Origin of the sequence: Natrinema gelatinilyticum, assembly GCF_024266705.1 — an archaeon.
GTDB lineage: Archaea > Halobacteriota > Halobacteria > Halobacteriales > Natrialbaceae > Natrinema > Natrinema gelatinilyticum.
In genome coordinates, this window is the sequence record NZ_CP100756.1 from 2451788 (window position 1) to 2468320 (window position 16533).

General features: G+C 64.1%; 19 protein-coding genes. 10 read left to right on the forward strand and 9 right to left on the reverse strand.

Going from position 1 to position 16533, the window contains the following annotated elements; translation table 11 throughout:
* Positions 1-65: 65 nt before the first annotated feature.
* The 3 genes from NJU76_RS12045 to NJU76_RS12055 form a co-directional block, all read right to left on the reverse strand.
* A complete protein-coding gene (locus tag NJU76_RS12045) occupies positions 66-566 on the reverse strand; it encodes a DUF5797 family protein (RefSeq protein ID WP_254528827.1) in 501 nt (166 codons plus the stop codon).
* A gap of 134 nt (positions 567-700) precedes the next feature.
* Positions 701-1864: an epoxide hydrolase family protein gene (locus tag NJU76_RS12050; RefSeq protein WP_254528829.1), complete on the reverse strand. Its 1164-nt coding sequence runs from the start codon at positions 1862-1864 to the stop codon at positions 701-703.
* A gap of 105 nt (positions 1865-1969) precedes the next feature.
* A complete protein-coding gene (locus tag NJU76_RS12055; RefSeq protein ID WP_254528831.1) occupies positions 1970-3259 on the reverse strand; it encodes an MFS transporter in 1290 nt (429 codons plus the stop codon).
* Between the two features lie 115 nt (positions 3260-3374).
* Here NJU76_RS12055 and NJU76_RS12060 point away from each other — a divergent pair, with 115 nt between their 5' ends.
* Positions 3375-3629 carry a DUF5789 family protein gene (locus NJU76_RS12060; RefSeq protein WP_254528833.1) on the forward strand — a complete coding sequence of 85 codons (255 nt, stop codon included), beginning with the start codon at positions 3375-3377 and terminating at the stop codon, positions 3627-3629.
* A 74-nt stretch (positions 3630-3703) separates the two neighbouring features.
* On the forward strand, positions 3704-4012 hold the full coding sequence (locus tag NJU76_RS12065) for a transcription factor S (RefSeq protein ID WP_254528835.1): 309 nt from the start codon (positions 3704-3706) through the stop codon (positions 4010-4012).
* Between the two features lie 77 nt (positions 4013-4089).
* Here the strand turns inward: NJU76_RS12065 and NJU76_RS12070 are convergent, their stop codons facing one another.
* From NJU76_RS12070 to NJU76_RS12080, 3 genes are all read right to left on the reverse strand, one after another.
* Positions 4090-5163 carry a phosphotransferase family protein gene (locus NJU76_RS12070; protein WP_254532459.1) on the reverse strand — a complete coding sequence of 358 codons (1074 nt, stop codon included), beginning with the start codon at positions 5161-5163 and terminating at the stop codon, positions 4090-4092.
* A 211-nt stretch (positions 5164-5374) separates the two neighbouring features.
* Positions 5375-6166 carry a methyltransferase domain-containing protein gene (locus NJU76_RS12075; protein ID WP_425604273.1) on the reverse strand — a complete coding sequence of 264 codons (792 nt, stop codon included), beginning with the start codon at positions 6164-6166 and terminating at the stop codon, positions 5375-5377.
* A complete protein-coding gene (locus NJU76_RS12080) occupies positions 6163-6534 on the reverse strand; it encodes a nascent polypeptide-associated complex protein (RefSeq protein ID WP_254528837.1) in 372 nt (123 codons plus the stop codon). The genes NJU76_RS12075 and NJU76_RS12080 overlap by 4 nt, the downstream gene beginning before the upstream one ends.
* 196 nt (positions 6535-6730) lie before the next feature.
* Between NJU76_RS12080 and NJU76_RS12085 the strand changes: the two genes are divergently transcribed.
* Positions 6731-7351, forward strand: coding sequence for an HD domain-containing protein (locus NJU76_RS12085; protein WP_254528839.1), 621 nt, complete (start codon positions 6731-6733; stop codon positions 7349-7351).
* A gap of 147 nt (positions 7352-7498) precedes the next feature.
* Here the strand turns inward: NJU76_RS12085 and NJU76_RS12090 are convergent, their stop codons facing one another.
* Positions 7499-7987 carry a PUA domain-containing protein gene (locus tag NJU76_RS12090; RefSeq protein WP_254528841.1) on the reverse strand — a complete coding sequence of 163 codons (489 nt, stop codon included), beginning with the start codon at positions 7985-7987 and terminating at the stop codon, positions 7499-7501.
* 199 nt (positions 7988-8186) lie between these two features.
* Here NJU76_RS12090 and NJU76_RS12095 point away from each other — a divergent pair, with 199 nt between their 5' ends.
* The gene (locus tag NJU76_RS12095; RefSeq protein WP_254528843.1) at positions 8187-8363 is read left to right on the forward strand and encodes a hypothetical protein; all 177 of its coding nucleotides are present in this window, start codon (positions 8187-8189) and stop codon (positions 8361-8363) included.
* Positions 8364-8468: 105 nt separating this feature from the next.
* Here NJU76_RS12095 and NJU76_RS12100 read toward each other — a convergent pair whose 3' ends face one another.
* A complete protein-coding gene (locus tag NJU76_RS12100) occupies positions 8469-8966 on the reverse strand; it encodes a LabA-like NYN domain-containing protein (RefSeq protein WP_254522761.1) in 498 nt (165 codons plus the stop codon).
* Positions 8967-9380: 414 nt separating this feature from the next.
* Here NJU76_RS12100 and dapA point away from each other — a divergent pair, with 414 nt between their 5' ends.
* The 3 genes from dapA to NJU76_RS12115 are packed head-to-tail and all read left to right on the forward strand — an operon-like array spanning position 9381 to position 11901.
* The gene (gene dapA / locus NJU76_RS12105; RefSeq protein WP_254528845.1) at positions 9381-10304 is read left to right on the forward strand and encodes a 4-hydroxy-tetrahydrodipicolinate synthase; all 924 of its coding nucleotides are present in this window, start codon (positions 9381-9383) and stop codon (positions 10302-10304) included.
* Positions 10301-11068, forward strand: coding sequence for a 4-hydroxy-tetrahydrodipicolinate reductase (gene dapB, locus NJU76_RS12110; protein ID WP_254528854.1), 768 nt, complete (start codon positions 10301-10303; stop codon positions 11066-11068). The genes dapA and dapB overlap by 4 nt, the downstream gene beginning before the upstream one ends.
* Complete coding sequence (locus NJU76_RS12115) at positions 11065-11901, forward strand: 2,3,4,5-tetrahydropyridine-2,6-dicarboxylate N-succinyltransferase (protein ID WP_254528856.1); 837 nt, start codon at positions 11065-11067, stop codon at positions 11899-11901. Before dapB ends, NJU76_RS12115 begins: the two co-directional genes overlap by 4 nt.
* A gap of 191 nt (positions 11902-12092) precedes the next feature.
* On the opposite strand, the gene NJU76_RS12120 is transcribed toward NJU76_RS12115, so the two are convergent.
* Complete coding sequence (locus NJU76_RS12120; protein WP_254528858.1) at positions 12093-12857, reverse strand: hypothetical protein; 765 nt, start codon at positions 12855-12857, stop codon at positions 12093-12095.
* 186 nt (positions 12858-13043) lie between these two features.
* Here NJU76_RS12120 and lysA point away from each other — a divergent pair, with 186 nt between their 5' ends.
* From lysA to NJU76_RS12135, 3 genes are all read left to right on the forward strand, one after another.
* A complete protein-coding gene (gene lysA / locus NJU76_RS12125) occupies positions 13044-14312 on the forward strand; it encodes a diaminopimelate decarboxylase (protein WP_254528860.1) in 1269 nt (422 codons plus the stop codon).
* 213 nt (positions 14313-14525) lie between these two features.
* Positions 14526-15359 carry a diaminopimelate epimerase gene (gene dapF, locus NJU76_RS12130; protein WP_254528862.1) on the forward strand — a complete coding sequence of 278 codons (834 nt, stop codon included), beginning with the start codon at positions 14526-14528 and terminating at the stop codon, positions 15357-15359.
* The gene (locus NJU76_RS12135) at positions 15356-16495 is read left to right on the forward strand and encodes a M20 family metallopeptidase (RefSeq protein WP_254528864.1); all 1140 of its coding nucleotides are present in this window, start codon (positions 15356-15358) and stop codon (positions 16493-16495) included. The genes dapF and NJU76_RS12135 overlap by 4 nt, the downstream gene beginning before the upstream one ends.
* Positions 16496-16533: the final 38 nt, after the last annotated feature.

Here is a 16533-nt window from a genome sequence, read left to right on the forward strand (position 1 = left end):
CGGGCCACGGGTCCCGGACCGGCCCCGATTCTGGACGGTCCGTCCGTGCGATTCCAGCGGCGAATTCAACTGGAGACGCCGACTTCGAGATCGTCGCGCTCGAGGGCCAGTCGGAACGTCGGGACGGTTCGGTACTCGACTTCGACGACGCCCTTGCGGCGCAGACTCTGGAGCCCGGAGCGAACGTCCTCGGCGTCGGGATCGACGTCGTAGGCGTCCCGGAGCTTGTGCAGCACGGAGACCACGCTCTCCGATTCTTCGTCGGGGCCGGCGAGCACGTCGACGATCTGGGCCTGTAGTTCAGGAACGCGGATCCGAGAGGGTATTCCGTCGTCTTCGTCGCTCTCGACGCCTGGCTCCACGTCGACGAGCTCCGCGGCGTCGGCGGTCGCTCGGATCAGACTGTTGTCGTCTCGGAAATAGTAGTCCCCGAGTTCGTTCTCGAGGTACTGGTGGACTTCGCTCCCGCTTTCCATCCCCCATCGGTCCTGGAGTTCGGCATTCTTCGTCGGCTGTAGCTCCACCACGTCCGCCAACCGTTCCGTTGCCTCCTCAGAGAGCGTCATCGTCGAACTGTATGCGGATACAGTACTTTTGCGTTGCGTCCCACCTCGGGTATCGCGGGCGTCCGAACCCGAGTGCTGCGTTCCAACCAGTTCACTCCTATCCGATCGGACGTCCGCCAACCGAAGGAACGTCGCTACCCGACGTCGGCACCGAAGGTGCGCAGATCGACGACGAATAGCTCGGGGACCTCCATCGCCGCGAAGTGACCTCCTTCGGGCAGTTCGTTCCAGTGAGCGATGTCGTACACTTCTTCCGCCCAGTCGCGGGGCGTCTTGTACACCTCAGCCGGGTAGCGGGCGTGACCTGTCGGAACGTTGACGGCGTTCGGCGTCGCCGCTCCGACGTCGGTTTCGTGGTACACCCGCATCGAGGAGTTGATCGTCTTCGTGAGCCAGTACACGCTCACGTTGTCGAGCAGGCGGTCGCGTTCGAATCGAGATTCGAGGTCGCCGTCGCAGTCGCTCCAGGTCCGGAACTTTTCGACGATCCAGGCCGCGAGTCCGGCCGGCGAGTCAGTCAGTCCGTACGCCAGGCTCTGGGGCTTGGTCGCCTGAATGTCGTGGTAGGCTGTCTCCCCGTCGCGGAATTCCGCAGTTTCTCGGTAGTCGGTCCGCCCCTGTTCGTCGAGTAGCTCCACCGGGTCTTCAGCCTCGATCGACGCGGGATTCAGAAACAGCATGTTCGTGTGGATCGCGTCCACGCGATCGGGGTAGTTCGCGCCGAGTAGGGCGGTGACCAGTGCGCCCCAGTCGCCGCCCTGTGCAACGTACCGGTCGTAGCCGAGTCGCTCCATTAGTTCGGCGACGACGTCCGTCATCGCTGGAACGTCGTACCCCCGTTCTCGAGTGGGACCCGAATACCCAAATCCGGGGAGTGACGGGGCCACGACGTGGAACGCCGCCGACGGATCGCCGCCGTGGGCCTGCGGATCGGCGAGCGGTCCGAGAACGTCGAGAAACTCGACGACCGATCCCGGCCAGCCGTGATTCAGGAGGAGCGGTGTCGCGTCCGACTCCGGCGAACGGACGTGATAGAAGTGGACCCGCTGGCCGTCGATCGTCGTGACGTACTGGTTGAATCGATTGAGCCGATCCTCGAATGCCGACCAGTCGAACTCCTCGCGCCAGTACCCACAGAGTTCCCGTAGATACTCCCGCTCCGTTCCGTACGCCCATCCAGCGTCGGGGAGCTGATCCGGCCAGCGCGTCCGCGCCAGTCGCGTCCGGAGGTCGTCGATCTCCTCCCGATCGACTGCGACCTCGAACGGTCGGATCTCCTCGTCGCGTTCCGTCGTCATGACGCTGTCCGTCCCTCCGTACCGCCGTTTCGGGTGTCGATGGAAACGACTCGCATATCGGTCCCGACTCGTTCGCGTCCCAAAATACTGTCGCGGTGACAGGCCTCAATCGCTTCCGACGATCGGCATCGAGGCCGTCGTTTCGAGGGTCTCTTCGACCTGCGTGTAGACCAGGATCGCCCCAAGGACGGCGAGAGCGGTGCCGAAAACGAAGGGGGTCTCGAAGTCGAACCTGACCAGCGCGCCCGAGGAAAGCGGACCAGCGGCGATTCCGTAGCCGAATGCCATCGTAAGGATCGAGAGTTTCGACCCGGACTCGCCTTCGCCGGCGAGGTCGCCCGCCAGCGCCAGCGATGGTGCGAACACCATCGCGGCAGCAATGCCCTGGAACAACCGGGCGAGGAACATTAGCACCGAGGACATGATGAACCCCTGTGCGAGGGTCGTCGGGACGAGAAACACCATGCCGGCGACGATGAACGGTCGACGGCCGTACAGATCGCAGGCCCGCCCGATCGGCGTCTGGAGGGCGACCTGGGCGATAATGAACGCGGCGAACTGCAGGCCGAACCAGGTCGCACCCTGTTCGAGTCGGGCGTTGACCTGCGGTTGAAGGGTCGCAAAGAGCGCGATCGAGGTCGCCATGAAAAACGACGCGACGCCGAGCGTAAAAATCGGGTCGAGCAGGTTCGTTCCGGACCGGTCGAGAATCGGAATCGAGAGGTCTGCACCGGCGTTCGCGGCGGTCGACTCTGGATCGGAGACGAGTACCGTCACGACGGCGTAACTCGTCGTGGCAGCGACCGTGGCGATGTAGAACGCGGCGTCGAATCCGTTGACCAGTATCCCGCTGGGAAGCGTGTAGGGGCCGAGGTTGACCACCGCACCGGCGACTGCGGGCCCGGCGCCGAATCCGATCAGCCGGAACGTGTTGTAGACGCCCATGTTTCCGCCGCGGTCGCCGGTCGTGGCGAGTTCGTTCACGAGCGCGACCGACGACGGAATGATGAACGCGACGCTGACGCCCTGCAGTCCCCGGATGACGAGCAGCGAGACGTACGTTTCTGCGAAGACGTAGGCGGCGTTCGTCAGCGCGAGTCCGGCGAGCCCGATCAGAATAAACGGTTTCCGTCGGCCGAGTCGATCCGACAGTCGGCCGGTAAACGGCTGGAAACTACTGTTGAGAAACCCGAAAAGCGAGAGAATGAGGCCGATAATCAACGAGTCTCCGAGTCCGAACGCCGATCCGCTAACGATCCCGCTCGTCACATAAAGCGGGATCACGATGATCAGAAACGAGTTTCCGATCCCGTCGGCCATCCGCGCCCCCGCCAGCGCGAGTACCCGCCGGTCGACGGCAAACGGCGCTACGAGCTGGTCCACGACTCCTCGCATCACTTTCACGTCCGGTTTCCCGCCCGATTACAGTTTCGAATCGAAATACTGTCGGGGATGACAATCCGTAGCGGGGTCGAAGAACTTCAAGCAGTCCGGCAGCGTTTCTCGTCTCGTGAGAGAAATTACACTCAGCCACATCAACCACGTCCTCGACGACCTCGAGTATCCCGTCACGAACGAACGGGCCGCCGCAGACCTCGAGGACGTCACCCTCCTGCTCGCCGACGGCCAGCGAAATCTGAGCGCACTGATCGAACAAAGCGAGAGCGATCGGTTCGAGTCGACCGACGATCTCGTGACGGAACTGCACAACGTACTCCCGCGAGAAGCCGTCGGTGAACCGTACCAGTCGGAGGGCGAGGGGTAGCCGCCGCGTCAACTGACCGATCGACGTTTCAAACGGGTTCCTTAAGTCGCTCGACCCCCGTAGGCCGGGTAACGATGGAATTTTGCGACGAATGCGGTTCGATGATGAAAGCCGACGACGGCACCTGGAAGTGCGGCAGTTGCGGCTTTACGAAGCCGAGAGGCGACGCCGCCGAGTACACGCTCACGGAAGATCAGGAGGCGAGCGAGATCATCGAGTCTTCTGAGGAGACCTCGCTGCCCGAGACCGACGCCATCTGTCCCGAATGCGGGAACGACCGCGCCTACTGGTACATGCAACAGATTCGCTCGGCAGACGAATCCGAGACGCGCTTTTTCATCTGTACCGAGTGCGAGTACAAGTGGCGGGAAGACGATAACTGACTCGATCAGCATAGCGAACACCGGAGCAGCACAGTCGCGTTCCGGCTTCGCCACACACCGGAGACCGTCGATAGTCGTCAGAGGGGTTCTTCACCGTCTATGATTCGCTTGGCCCGGGCGGCGTATGCGGGAACTCGTTTCTTCATCTTCGGATAGATCGGGTCGTTGCTGTTGCCTTCCAAGTATCGTCGGAAGAACATCTCTGAGGCAGACGCTATCTTGAACACGCCGAACGCCCAATAAAATCGGTGGTTCTCGAACGACCACCCCGTTCGAACCTCGTACCGATCGAGCAGTTGCTGCCGAGTCGGATAGTCAGTGTGCGCGAGGATCGCAGGCGTTAGCTCCGTCGTCTGTTCGGGGTCTTTCTCGTCGGGCCAGTACGCCAGCATCCAGCCGAGATCCATGAAGGGATTCCCCCGGGTACACATCTCCCAGTCGAACACGCCGACGATTTCGGGCGGCGTCCCCGTCGCGAACATCATATTGTCGAGTTTGAAATCACCGTGGACAAGGGTGTTTGCGGGCGGTTCGGGAACGTTATCTGCCAACCAGTCGGCCACTTCGAACAGCGTCGGTACCTCCCGTCGTTCGCTCGTCACTTCCATCGCCCACTCGATTTGCGACGTCCACCGGTCGACTTGCCGCTCTGTGTAGCCGTCTGGATGCCCGAGCGACCTCAATCCCACCGCTTCAGGATCGAGCGTGTGTATCTCTGCGCCAACATCGATGAGCTCCGTTCCGATTCGACGGCGGAAGTCTGGACTCCTGAATCGCTTCGGCTCCGTCTCGCGGATCACGTCGCCGTGAAGACGCTCCATCACGTAGAAGTCGGAGCCGATGACATCGTGATCGGCACAGCTGAGAACGGTTTCGGGCAGTGGAACGGCAGTACTCTGGAGCGCGTTCATCACGCGGTACTCCCGAAGTACGTCGTGTGCGGATTCGGCGGTCGCTCCCGCCGGCGGTCGGCGAAGGACGAACTCTCGCGTGCCCCAATCGACGAACAGCGTTTCGTTCGAGTGTCCCGCCTGGTGATACGTCACCGCGAACTCGTCGACAGCGCCGAGTTCCGATTCGAGGTACGTCCGCAGCGAGTCCTCGTCGACGAGTTGTTCGAGATACTCTTCCTCGCTCCGTTCAGTCGTTATACCGGTGCTGTGTTCGGTGTTAGTGATAAATATTCACTATCACACTGTTCGCTGCGACCCACCGCCAAGTCACGGTTCGAGAAACCCTGCAATTCGCTCCCGCGTTCCCGGTCGTATTGGGAGCACACGACGGTACAGACACGTCAGTCGTCGCGTCGGCTTCGTCCCCGTGCGACCCCGGCATCGCCGACAATGGAAAGAGCAGACCGCTTTATTCGTTGCGTGCGACCGTCAGATAGCCGGTGTGACCGACGGGTGCAGTCGAGGGCCGCGAGCCACGCTCGTCGAACTGCATCTCGCGCTGGATCGTCTCTCGAGTAGTGACGTTCGAGAGGCCGGCATCGCGAGCCGTCGCCGCGACCTCGCGCGTCGACTCGACGAACGGACTGTAGACCGCGACGAAACCGCCGTCGACGAGTAGGTCGGGGGCCCGTTCGACGACTGCCGGCGCGTCGCCGGTATCGAGGGTCAGGACGTCGAACGATGCGGGCTCGAGGGTCTCGAGGTCCTCGGTCACGTCGCCGGTTCGGACGTCCACGGCGTCTGCGACGCCGCCGAGGGCCATGTTCTCCCGGGCGACGTCGGCGAACTCGGGGTCGCGCTCGTAGGTCACGATCGATGCGCCGGCGCGGGCCATCGACGCGGCGAGGACGCCGGTTCCGGTCCCGGCGTCGAGCACGCGGTCGCCGCGTGCGATTCCCGTCTCGGCGATCACCAGTCCAATGTCGCGGGGGACCATCGGCGCGCCCGTCCGCTCGAAGTGATGGAAGAGGTCCGGACCCCGCAATCGGCGGACCCGAAACGAGTCGCCCAGATGGGTCTCCAGGGTGTCGCCCGGTTGAACGTCTTCGGGGACCTCGAGGACGCCGAGGTCGGTTCCCATTTCGTCGCCCGGCTCGACGAGGTACTCGCGGTCGCCGCGAACGAGCAGGACCGGAACGCGTTCGCGCTCGCCGTCGGTGTCCGCGGTGACGTCGTCGTCCGCGTCGTCGGACCCGCTCACTCGAGGGATTCGACCGCCGCGGCGAGGTCGCCGTCGTTGTCCTCCAGGGCTGCGCGGGCCTCGTCCTCGCTGACGTCGGCTCGCATGGCGACGAGTTCGACGTCGCCGTCCGGGATCGACGGTCCGGCGTCGCCGCCGGCACTTTCGCCGGCCAAACCGGCCTCGACTTCTTCGGGCGAGCCGATGACCTGGTACGTCTCCTGGCCGCGGGCGTCCATCTTGGTGACCTCGGCGTTGTTGAAGACGAGATCGTACTCTGCGGTGCGGATGATGACCTCTTCGGCGTCGATGTCCTCGACGTCGATTCCCATCTGTTCCATCATCTGTTCCATCTTGCGCGGATTGAGTCCGCCACCTCCTCCGAACATACTCGCCACGTCGCCACCAGCACCCTTTTACTTTGTCGTTCGGGCGACGGATGTGCGGCCGAACAGATACTACAGCTCACACGACGGTGAGTGTCACGCGAAATCGGCGGCCGAACGGACCTGGTGGGACGGCCCACCAGACCCGCTGATCGACGGATCGACGTTTTCAATCGACGCGATCGCGTAGCGTGCCCTCATGGTAAACGAACTCGATGCGCTGCTCGAGTTGCTCGAACTGAAAGACGAGCGCCGGACGGGATGGGTCTTCCGCGGAATCGAGGAACCCGAATCAGTAGCGGCCCACACGTGGGGAACAGCATTGTTGTGTCTCCTCTATGCGGATCGGGCCGAGGGCGCGGTGGATCGCGACCGGGCGATTTCGATGGCGCTCGTCCACGACCTCGCGGAAGCGCGCACGGGTGATTTCGCCACTCGAGCGGACGACGAGTCACAGCGCGTGTCCACCGAGGAGAAAGCGGCGCTCGAGCGGGACGCGATCATCGACCTCCTCGACCCGTTCCGGAACCGAAACTGTGATACCCTGTCGCTCTGGGAGGAGTACGAAGCCCGCCAGACGCCAACCGCACAGTTCGTCAAGGATATGGACCTGATCGACAACTGCCTTCAGGCGCTCGCGTACGAACGAGAGGATCGCTACGACGAGGCCGAAACGAGCGACGCGTTCTCGCGGTTCGACAACCTCGACGAGTTCTTCGCGACGGCAGCTCCTCGGATCCGGACGGCGATCGGCGACTCGTTGTTCGAGACGATCAGAGGACGATACGAACGGGAGATCGGGCGGGACTGTCAGCTGTAGTCTTCTCGCTGCTCGAGCAGTCGTCGTCTCGACATTTACAGGTGGTCAAGGCGCCTTCGAGATCGTCGTCCCACCGGTCTTCGGTATCGTCGTCGTGCTATCGTTTCCGATCAACGAACTCTCTTCTGCGACCGGCGAACCACGAATTCACGATTCTGCGGGCGCGCCCTCGCGGACGTTCACCGCCATCCCTGTCTCGAAGTCGAGTATCGCGTCGGCGGCGAGTTGTGCCGTCCCGACCGCGAGCAATTCCCCGCGCTCGTGGATCACCAGCACCTCGTCACCCGGTCGGATTTCCGCGCCGGCCTCGTGGACGAACTTCGCGAACACGTTCTTCTCGTCGCGGACAAACGGCTCGCTTTCGTCGTCGACCACGACCCGATAGGCCGGTGTCGAGAGGCCGGCGTGGAGACGGCGCCCGCCCTCGAGACCCAGGGTGAAACGGCCGTCGGTACCGAACGAGACGATGCGGCCCGCCTCGGCGTGAATCTGCTGTGGACGGCCAGAGGTCGTCCGCGTGATCGTCAGCGAGTCCGCTGGCGGGAAGAGTGCGTCACCCGCACCCGCGCCGAACTGATAGTCGGCGACGGTCCGAAGTTCGGGAAGTCCGGGGCTTCCGTCCGATGGGTCGCTCATCGGCCGGAGTTAGACCCGGTGGGTCGAAAGCCCTTCGACCTGCCTGCGTCGGTACCGGCCGTTCGTCCCTTTCGAATTCGACCCAGTGAGACACCGTTCCGGCGGAAATCGGAACGGTCACACGCATCCGATAGCATGTCCCCATGATTCAACAAAAATAGTGACTGTTATATTATCCGAACTACAATTACCGTCAGCGATGGACGTTACTCAAATCGGTCTCGGGATCGCCTTGCTCGTCCTCGGCACCCTGACGTTCGTCGGTCCGGCCACGTTCGTCACGGGACCGTTCGTCTACCTCTTGACGGGTGCGACGCTACTCGTCACGGGGTATGCGCTCGTGATCGGACTCTCGCAGAACAGACAGCCAAATTAGTCGACGGATCCATTCCGGTCGGTTTCCGGTCCTCCCCACCGTCCGCCGATTCCGAACCCGATAGCGTCCGATCCCGGTCGAGCATGGTGGCGTGATTCGGGGTGCTCAGAGCAGGAACGTCTCGTGACGATCGCCGAGATCGAGGAACGAATCGGCTTCGGCGATCAGTTCTTCGGCCGTCGAGGACTCGAACGCCATCACCTCGACGCGGACGCCTTCGTGGCGCAGATGCGAACAGAGCCGGGAAAAGTCGCCGTCGCCCGTACAGAGGACCATCGTGTCGACGTGGTTCGCGAGCGTCACCGCGTCCAGGCTCATCCCCACGTCCCAATCCGCCTTTTTCGTCCCGTCCGCAAACCGCTTGATGTCCTTGATCTTCGGCTCGAAGCCGATGTCGACGAGCGCTTCGAAGAAACTCTCCTCTTCGGGCGCTTCCGCGCGAATGACGTACGCGATCGCACGGGTGAGTTGGCGGTCCTGGACTGCCTTCTCGAGCAGGGCGGAGTAGTCGATGTTACGGCTGTGGAGGCTCTGTGCGGTGTGGTAGAGGTTCTGAGCGTCGACGAGGACCGCGACGCGCTGACCGGGGTGAATTTCCGTCACGTACTAGGGTGTCAGGGATGAGCGTAAAAAATTTCGTCGGTCGATCGATCGTGATCAGGCACGCACACCACGCCTCAGACGAGGCCCGACGGCGTGCGTGCGAACCGGAGTACCCGCGAGGGGGCACACCGCTGATGCTCGGTCGAAGTCACAACGAATAAGTCAAGTCAGCTTCGTGTATGGTATATGCGTCGCGTCGCTCACTCGACCGTCGGTGCCGTCGTGAGCGTCGCTAGCCCTCGCTTTCTGAAACGCAAACGCTCGTGAGAGTGCTCGAGGCGGGAGTGGCATCCCGTCCCGGGCGCGATTCGATCGCTCACTGCTGCGTTCCACCGATCACGACCACCTCACCGATCGGAACCGATACACCCTACCGATTGGGAGCCAATACACGACTCAACGACACCACACACTATGACAGCAATCGACCTATCGGGCGTCTTTCCGGCGATGTGCACGCCCTTCGACGAGGACGAACGGATCGACTTCGAAACGCTTCAGACCGACGCACAGCGACTCGAGGCCGCAGGCGTCGACGGGCTCGTACCGGTCGGCTCCACCGGCGAGTCTGCGACCTTGACACACGACGAACACGTTCGCGTCGTCGAGGCGGTCATCGAGGCCGTCGACGACGTGCCAGTCATCGCTGGGACCGGTTCGAACAACACCCGCGAGGCGCTCGAGTTATCCGAACGCGCTGCCGAGGCCGGCGCTGACGGCCTCTTGCTCATCTCGCCGTATTACAACAAGCCGGAACAGCGCGGCCTGGTCGAACACTACCGAACGATCGCGGATGCGGTCGACCTCCCACAAATCGTCTACAACGTCCCGTCGCGGACGGGCCGAAACATCGAGCCGGACACGGCCGTCGAGCTCGCGAGCCACGAGAACATCGCGGGATACAAGGCCGCGAGCGGCGACCTGGGACAGATCGGCGAGATCACCGAGCGAACGACGGACGAGGACTTCGCGGTTCTCTCCGGTGACGACGCGCTCACCCTGCCGATACTCTCTGTCGGCGGGACCGGAACGATCAGCGTCGCCGCCAACGTCGAACCCGAGCTGACCTGCGCGATGGTCGGCGCAGCGCTGGACGGCGACTACGAGCGCGCCCGGAGACTCCACCACGAGCTCGGCCCGCTGTTCCGCGAACTCTTCGTGGAGACCAATCCGATTCCGGTCAAAGAGGCTATGGAGATCCGCGGCTACGGTCCCGCTCGGATGCGCTCGCCGCTGACACGCCTTGCCGACGAGTACCGCGAGGGGCTCGAGGCCGTTCTCGCCGACCTCGAGCGCGATACGACCTCGGTCGTCGACGCTGCGGAGGGGGATCGATGACGGTACGGCTCGGCGTCACCGGTGCGACGGGCCAGATGGGTCGAGAAGTGATCGCAGCCGCGACGGATCGCGGGGACTGCGAGGTTGTCTTCGCCGTCAACCGCCAGCCGGACGAGGAGACTGTCGACGGCGTCGAGGTCGAATCCGCGACCGAGTTCGACTCGCTGGTGGTCGACCGCGAGCCATCCGTCGTAATCGATTTCACCGGGCCGGAGTCCGCCGTCGACTATGCCGAGGCCTGCGCCGATGCGGGCGTCGCGTTCGTCACCGGGACCACCGGCTTCGACGACGACGGCCGAGCGGCGCTCGAGGCCGCGGCCGAGGACGCAGCCGTCCTCCACGCGCCGAACTTCGCCCGCGGCGTACAGGCGCTGCTGAACGCCGTCGGCGAGGCGGTGCGAAACCTGCCGGGCTACGACGTCGAACTCGTTGAGACCCACCACAACGGAAAGCGCGACGCCCCGAGCGGAACCGCAAACCGCCTGCTCTCCGAGATCGAGTCCAACGGGGACTTCACCGAACGCACGCATGGTCGCGAAGGTGAGGCCCCGCGCGAGACCGGCGAAATCGGCGTCCACGCGCTGCGTGCCGGTGACATCACGGGTGAACACGAAGTCGTTCTCGCGGGCAACCACGAGGAGGTTCGACTCATCCACCGCGCCGAGGACCGCGGCGTCTTCGCGGCGGGCGCAGTCGACGCAGCGGTCTGGATCGCTGGACAGAAGGCGGGCAGCTACGACTTTGCGGACGTGATCGCAGAATGAGCGCACTCGAGACCGAAATCGGCGAGCTGTGGGAGCGGAAACAGAACGACGACATCGGTGCCGAGACCGCCGGCGAAGACGAGTACGCGACCCTGGAGGCCTTCCTCGACGCCCTCGAGATCGGCGAGATCCGGGCCGCCGAGAAGCACGGTGACGCGTGGGAGGCAAACGAGTGGGTCAAACGGGGCATCCTGCTCAACTTCGGCCTCCGCGCGACTGAGCCCCGTGAGTACGGCGGCGTCACGTACAACGACGTCCTCCCGCTCGCGGACTCGAGCGGGTACGGCGACCGCGGCAGCCGCAACACGCCGGACGGCACCGTCGTCCGTCGCGGCGCGAACGTCGGGTCGGACTGCATCCTGATGAGCCCCGCATTCGTTAACATCGGCGCCCGCGTCGGCGACGGCACCCTCGTCGACTCGTGTGACACGGTCGGCTCCTGTGCCCAGATTGGTGACAACGTCAAACTCGGCGCGAACCTCCTCATCGGGGGCGTCCTCGAACCGGTCGAGAACGCGCCGGTCATCGTCGAGGACAACGTCTCGCTCGGCGCCGGCTGCCGAGTTACCAGCGGCTTCGTCGTCGGCGAGAACAGCGTCGTCGGCGAGAACACCCTCCTGACGCCCCGAATTCCGGTCTACGATCTCGTGGAGGACGAAATTCTCTACGGCGAACTGCCCGCCAACCGGCGCGCGTTCACCCGGTTCGTGGAATCCTCGGTCGGCGACCACGACCTCTTCGACGGCGGCGCGTACAAGCCCGCCGTCGTCGCGACCGACCTCGAGACCGAGACGCTCGAGGCGACCGAACGCGAGGACGCGTTGCGGGAATAGCTGTTTTCGAACGGGGCCAGTGAGGGAGGTCCGTCGCGTCGACCGAAACGGAGACCCGACAGTTGTCGTGGTCGGGTCTGCCTTTTCGTAACCGGCTCTACAGGCGGAGCAGGCCGAGTGCCTCGGGGCTTGACCCCGAGGTGGTTCACCGCTCTCGAGTTACGTCGGGTTGACTGAGTTGCGTCGGTTCGCTAGCTCCGATCGTCGTCATAGACAACTGTTACCACGAGGCGATCCATGCGACGACTGACCAGCCAGAAGCCAAGGAGCGGCACGAGATACGTCACTCCGAGGTCTAGAACCTGTGGCAGCGACGACGACGGACGCCTATGAGAGTCAAGGTACACGCGGTAGTACGTCCCGTCCTCCCGTTGAATCGGCGTTTTGGGGACGTCAACCTTTTGGCGTGAGACGGCCCCGCCGCTCCGTGCAGCCTCGGCGACTGTTGGTGACAGATCGTCCGACGTGATGTCGATGCTTACGGTCTTGAGCGCCCGGTCGGGTGCCACCTTCGAAAGAGCCAGATCGACACGACCCGTCACAGCGCTTTCCGCTGTTGACGTGTTGTCGGTGTACGTCGGCTCGTATACCGTCTCGTTGATCTGTACGTATCGGTACCGTTTTTCGAAGTACGGAGGCGTTCGGTTCGGATTGATCGAGGTACTATTTGTCGTGACGGTCTCGTTCTCGAGCAACGATCGTTCGAATGCACAGGCACGCATCTCCTCGGGGCCCGAACACGCGATCTCGTCGCTAATCGGTCGTCCGTACATCCGGGCCCCGCTCGTGTACGTGATACTCGTTTCGTCAGTCGTCACTTCGGTCCGTTCGTATTCGTATGTCGGTTCGCCAAGCGGCAGTTGGGCTGGCCAGAACGGGGTGGCGAACAGACAGAGCACGGCAAGGACGACGAAGAGATTGCGGCTGATCGGAATACGGTACCGAGCAGATGGCATAAAACGCACATTCAGACACATAATATAATACTGTATTGAATGTAAGTAGGGACGAACGTACGGATCTGGTTACACGAATGGCCGACGTAGCTCTCGTGTCATGCAACCGACGAGCTACGTCTCCACGTCGAACGACGGCAAACGGAATCCAAACGCTTGAATCCTTACGGTGACTTGGAATCGACAATGACTGACGCTGCGGATTCGCCACCCGTCCGCCGCCTCTCCGATTGGGACGCGGCCGAACTCGAGTCCCTCGCCGACGAGTACGGCTCGCCGCTGTACGTCCTGGATATAGAGCGCGTCCGGGAGAACTACCGACGACTCGCGTCCGCGTTCCCAGACGCCGACGTCCTGTACGCGCTGAAGGCGAACGCGCTGGGAGACGTTCTCGCGGCGCTTCGAGAGGAAGGTGCCGGACTCGAGTGTGCCTCTGCCGGCGAGGTCAGGCGGGCACTCGAGTCCGGCGCGTCGGGCGCCGACGTCCACTACACTGCGGTCAACCCACCCGCGCGAGACCTCGACTGGATCGTCGACGCCTGGGCGGACGATCTCGAGCTGACCGTCACGGCGGGTTCGGAGGACACGATTTCCCGCCTCGCCGACCGCGGCTACGACGGCCGGCTCTGTCTCCGGGTCAACCCCGGCATCGGCGCCGGACACCACGAGAAAGTACAGACGGGTGCGGCCGCGAAGTTCGGCGTCCCGGCCGAACGCGCCGTCGACGTCCTCGAAGATGCCACGGAGAGCGGCTTCGACGTCGTCGGGATCCACGCCCACGTCGGGTCCGGCGTCTCGAGCGACCAGCTCGGAGCCCACCGGGATTTCGTCGCGCGGATGGGGGACCTGGCACGGGACGTCAGCGATGCGGTCGGGGAACTCGAGTTCGTCGACGTCGGCGGCGGCTTCGGCGTGCCGTATCGAGAGGACGAGGAGCCGTTGGACCTCGAGTCGGTCGCCGGGGCGATGTGGGACGCCATCGGCGGGATCGACGCCCGGCTCGCGATCGAGCCGGGACGCTTCTTCGTCGCCGATGCGGGCGTCCTCCTCACCGAAATAAACACCGTTAAGCGGGCTCGAGAGACGACCGTCACCGGCGTCGATGCGGGGATGACGACCCTGCTGCGTCCGGCGCTGTACGGCGCCTATCATCCGATCCGGAACCTGACGGCCGACTCGAGCGATGCAGACGTCCGCGAGACGATTCCACAGACCGTTGCCGGACCGATCTGCGAGAGCGGCGACGTGTTCTGTTCGGACCGCGACCTTCCGGCGAGCGAACGGGGGGACGTCCTCGCGATTGGCAACGCCGGGGCCTACGGCTACGAGATGGCGAACCAGTACAATTCGCGGCCGCGACCCGCGTCGGTCGTCCTCGACGGCGACTCGGTTCGGCGCTCCCGTCGCCGTGAAACCGTCGACGACGTCACCCGACTCGAGCGCGAGGCCCGCTGAAAGTCACCGAGATACCAACGGCTTCGGCTGTCCAGCTAACCAAACGTGCTCCTCGCCTCCCTACGCTCGCTTCGCTCGTGCGTGCGGAAGGAAACTGCGCTACCGAATAGTTGAAGGCGGAACCGAACTGAGTGGTAGCACACGACTTCGCGGTCGCCACGGATACCGCCGATGACGACCGCGACGACGAGACACTCACCCAGTGATCGCACGATGACCGTTCCATTCCAGAAGTACCACGGCACCGGCAACGACTTTCTAATTATCCATGCGGACGAATCCGTCCCCGACCGGGCCGCACTCGCCGAGCACGCGTGCGACCGCGAGACCGGTGTCGGTGCCGACGGTGTCCTCTATCTCGCCTTGGAGGAGAAATTCAATCCACCTCGCGTCGTCATGACGCTCGTCCAACCCGACGGGTCGGTCGCCCCGATGTGCGGCAACGGCGCTCGCTGTGCCGCCGAGTGGGCGATGGAGCGGACGGATACCGACAGCGTGATGATCGATACCCAGGCGGGGACGCTGCGCGCCGATCGGACGGACGATGACGACATTATCGTCGAGATGGGCACCGCCACGTTCGACCCCGCGAAGATCCCCGTCGACACGGACGAACAGGTGTTCGAAACGGATATCGAAGGCCTCGAGGTGACGATGGTAAACACCGGCGTCCCCCACGCCGTCGCGTTCGTCGACGACGTGGACGACGTCGACCTCGAGGCGGTCGCACCGCCCATTCGCTACGCGGACATCTTCCCGAAGGGGACGAACGTCTCCATCGCGAGCCCCGACGGGGCGAGCGGGTTCCGGCAGCGAACCTACGAACGCGGCGTCGAAGCTGAAACCGAGTCCTGTGGCACTGGTGCGGTCGCAATCGCCGTCGTCGCCCGCAGACTGGGGCTCACGGACGCCGACCCGGTGACGGTCTCCCCGCCCGGTGGAGACCTGCAGGTGAGTTTCAACGAGCGCGGAAACGCGACGCTCGCCGGCCCCGTCGAACACGAGTTCGACGGCGAGGTAGCCGTCGAGTCGCCGGTCGAGTCGTGACTGGGAGCAGTCGGGACGACGCGTTCGAGCCGATCGCATTTCTCGAGGACGCCGTTCAGTACCCCTCTCACGCGGACGTCGATCCGATGCGCGGCTTTCTCCGCGAGACGATAGAGAAGCGGGGCCTCGAGGTTCGCATCGACGATGGCGGGACCGTGTTGGCCTCTCGTGGACCGCCGACCGCCGACGCTGAGGCACACGTCGTCTTGAACACGCACATCGATACGGTGTCGCCACACGTTCCGTTCGAACGCACTACGGACGACGGAGGCGCCGACGTCGTTCGCGGCCGTGGAGCCTGCGACGCGAAGGGGCCGCTCGCGGCCATCCTCTCTGCGTTTTTCGCCGTGGAACCGACCGATGGCCGCGTGACGCTCGCGATCACGCCCGACGAGGAAGTTCTCTCGACGGGCGCGTACGCGCTGGTCTCGGACGAGGATGCACCGACGCGAGACGCGGACGCAGTGATCGTCGGCGAACCGACCGGCCTCGACGTCTGTACGGCCGCGAAGGGCCGCTTTCAGGGAACGGTCCACCTCACCGGGGCGAACGCTCACGCCGCCGAACCCGAGACCGGAACCAACGCGGTCGCGGCGCTGGAACCCGTTCTCGAGGCGATCCGGACGTTCGACGAGCGCGAGGACGCGCCGCCGGCGCACCCCCAACTCGGGGCAGCCACGCTCACGCCGACGGTCGTCAAGGGCGGTGCGGCGACCAATCAGGTGCCGGCGGACTGCGCGCTGACGGTCGACCGCCGGAGCGTTCCGCCCGAGACCGCCGATGACTTCCACGAGGCGCTGACCGCACAGCTTCGAACCGCCGTTCCCGACGGCGTGGGCGTCGAGTTCTGCTTCACGGATCGGCCGACGCCGTTCCTCGAGGCCTGGGAGACCGATCCGGAGGCTCGAGTCGTGGATATCCTCGCGGACGCGGCCGGTGGCGACGTCCGGCCGTTCATGGCCGCGACGGAGGCCTCGTACTTCGCCGCGGACGCGCCGACGGTCGTCTTCGGGCCCGGCGTCTTGACCGACGACGACGGTGCCGTCGCACACGCCCCACGTGAGTACGTCCGCGTTGCAGACGTCAGAGCGGCGGCGCAGGCGCTCGAGACGGCGCTTTCGGATTTAGTCGGATAGCACATTTAAATAATCAATAATAGTCTTGTTTCCAACAA

Coding starts and splice junctions, on each gene's coding strand:
- NJU76_RS12045 (WP_254528827.1), bottom strand. CDS start 566: ATGACGCTCTCTGAGGAGGCAACGGAACGGTTGGCGGACGTGGTGGAG.
- NJU76_RS12050 (WP_254528829.1), bottom strand. CDS start 1,864: ATGACGACGGAACGCGACGAGGAGATCCGACCGTTCGAGGTCGCAGTC.
- NJU76_RS12055 (WP_254528831.1), bottom strand. CDS start 3,259: ATGCGAGGAGTCGTGGACCAGCTCGTAGCGCCGTTTGCCGTCGACCGG.
- NJU76_RS12065 (WP_254528835.1), top strand. CDS start 3,704: ATGGAATTTTGCGACGAATGCGGTTCGATGATGAAAGCCGACGACGGC.
- NJU76_RS12080 (WP_254528837.1), bottom strand. CDS start 6,534: ATGTTCGGAGGAGGTGGCGGACTCAATCCGCGCAAGATGGAACAGATG.
- NJU76_RS12085 (WP_254528839.1), top strand. CDS start 6,731: ATGGTAAACGAACTCGATGCGCTGCTCGAGTTGCTCGAACTGAAAGAC.
- NJU76_RS12090 (WP_254528841.1), bottom strand. CDS start 7,987: ATGAGCGACCCATCGGACGGAAGCCCCGGACTTCCCGAACTTCGGACC.
- NJU76_RS12095 (WP_254528843.1), top strand. CDS start 8,187: ATGGACGTTACTCAAATCGGTCTCGGGATCGCCTTGCTCGTCCTCGGC.
- dapA (WP_254528845.1), top strand. CDS start 9,381: ATGACAGCAATCGACCTATCGGGCGTCTTTCCGGCGATGTGCACGCCC.
- dapB (WP_254528854.1), top strand. CDS start 10,301: ATGACGGTACGGCTCGGCGTCACCGGTGCGACGGGCCAGATGGGTCGA.
- NJU76_RS12115 (WP_254528856.1), top strand. CDS start 11,065: ATGAGCGCACTCGAGACCGAAATCGGCGAGCTGTGGGAGCGGAAACAG.
- NJU76_RS12120 (WP_254528858.1), bottom strand. CDS start 12,857: ATGCCATCTGCTCGGTACCGTATTCCGATCAGCCGCAATCTCTTCGTC.
- lysA (WP_254528860.1), top strand. CDS start 13,044: ATGACTGACGCTGCGGATTCGCCACCCGTCCGCCGCCTCTCCGATTGG.
- dapF (WP_254528862.1), top strand. CDS start 14,526: ATGACCGTTCCATTCCAGAAGTACCACGGCACCGGCAACGACTTTCTA.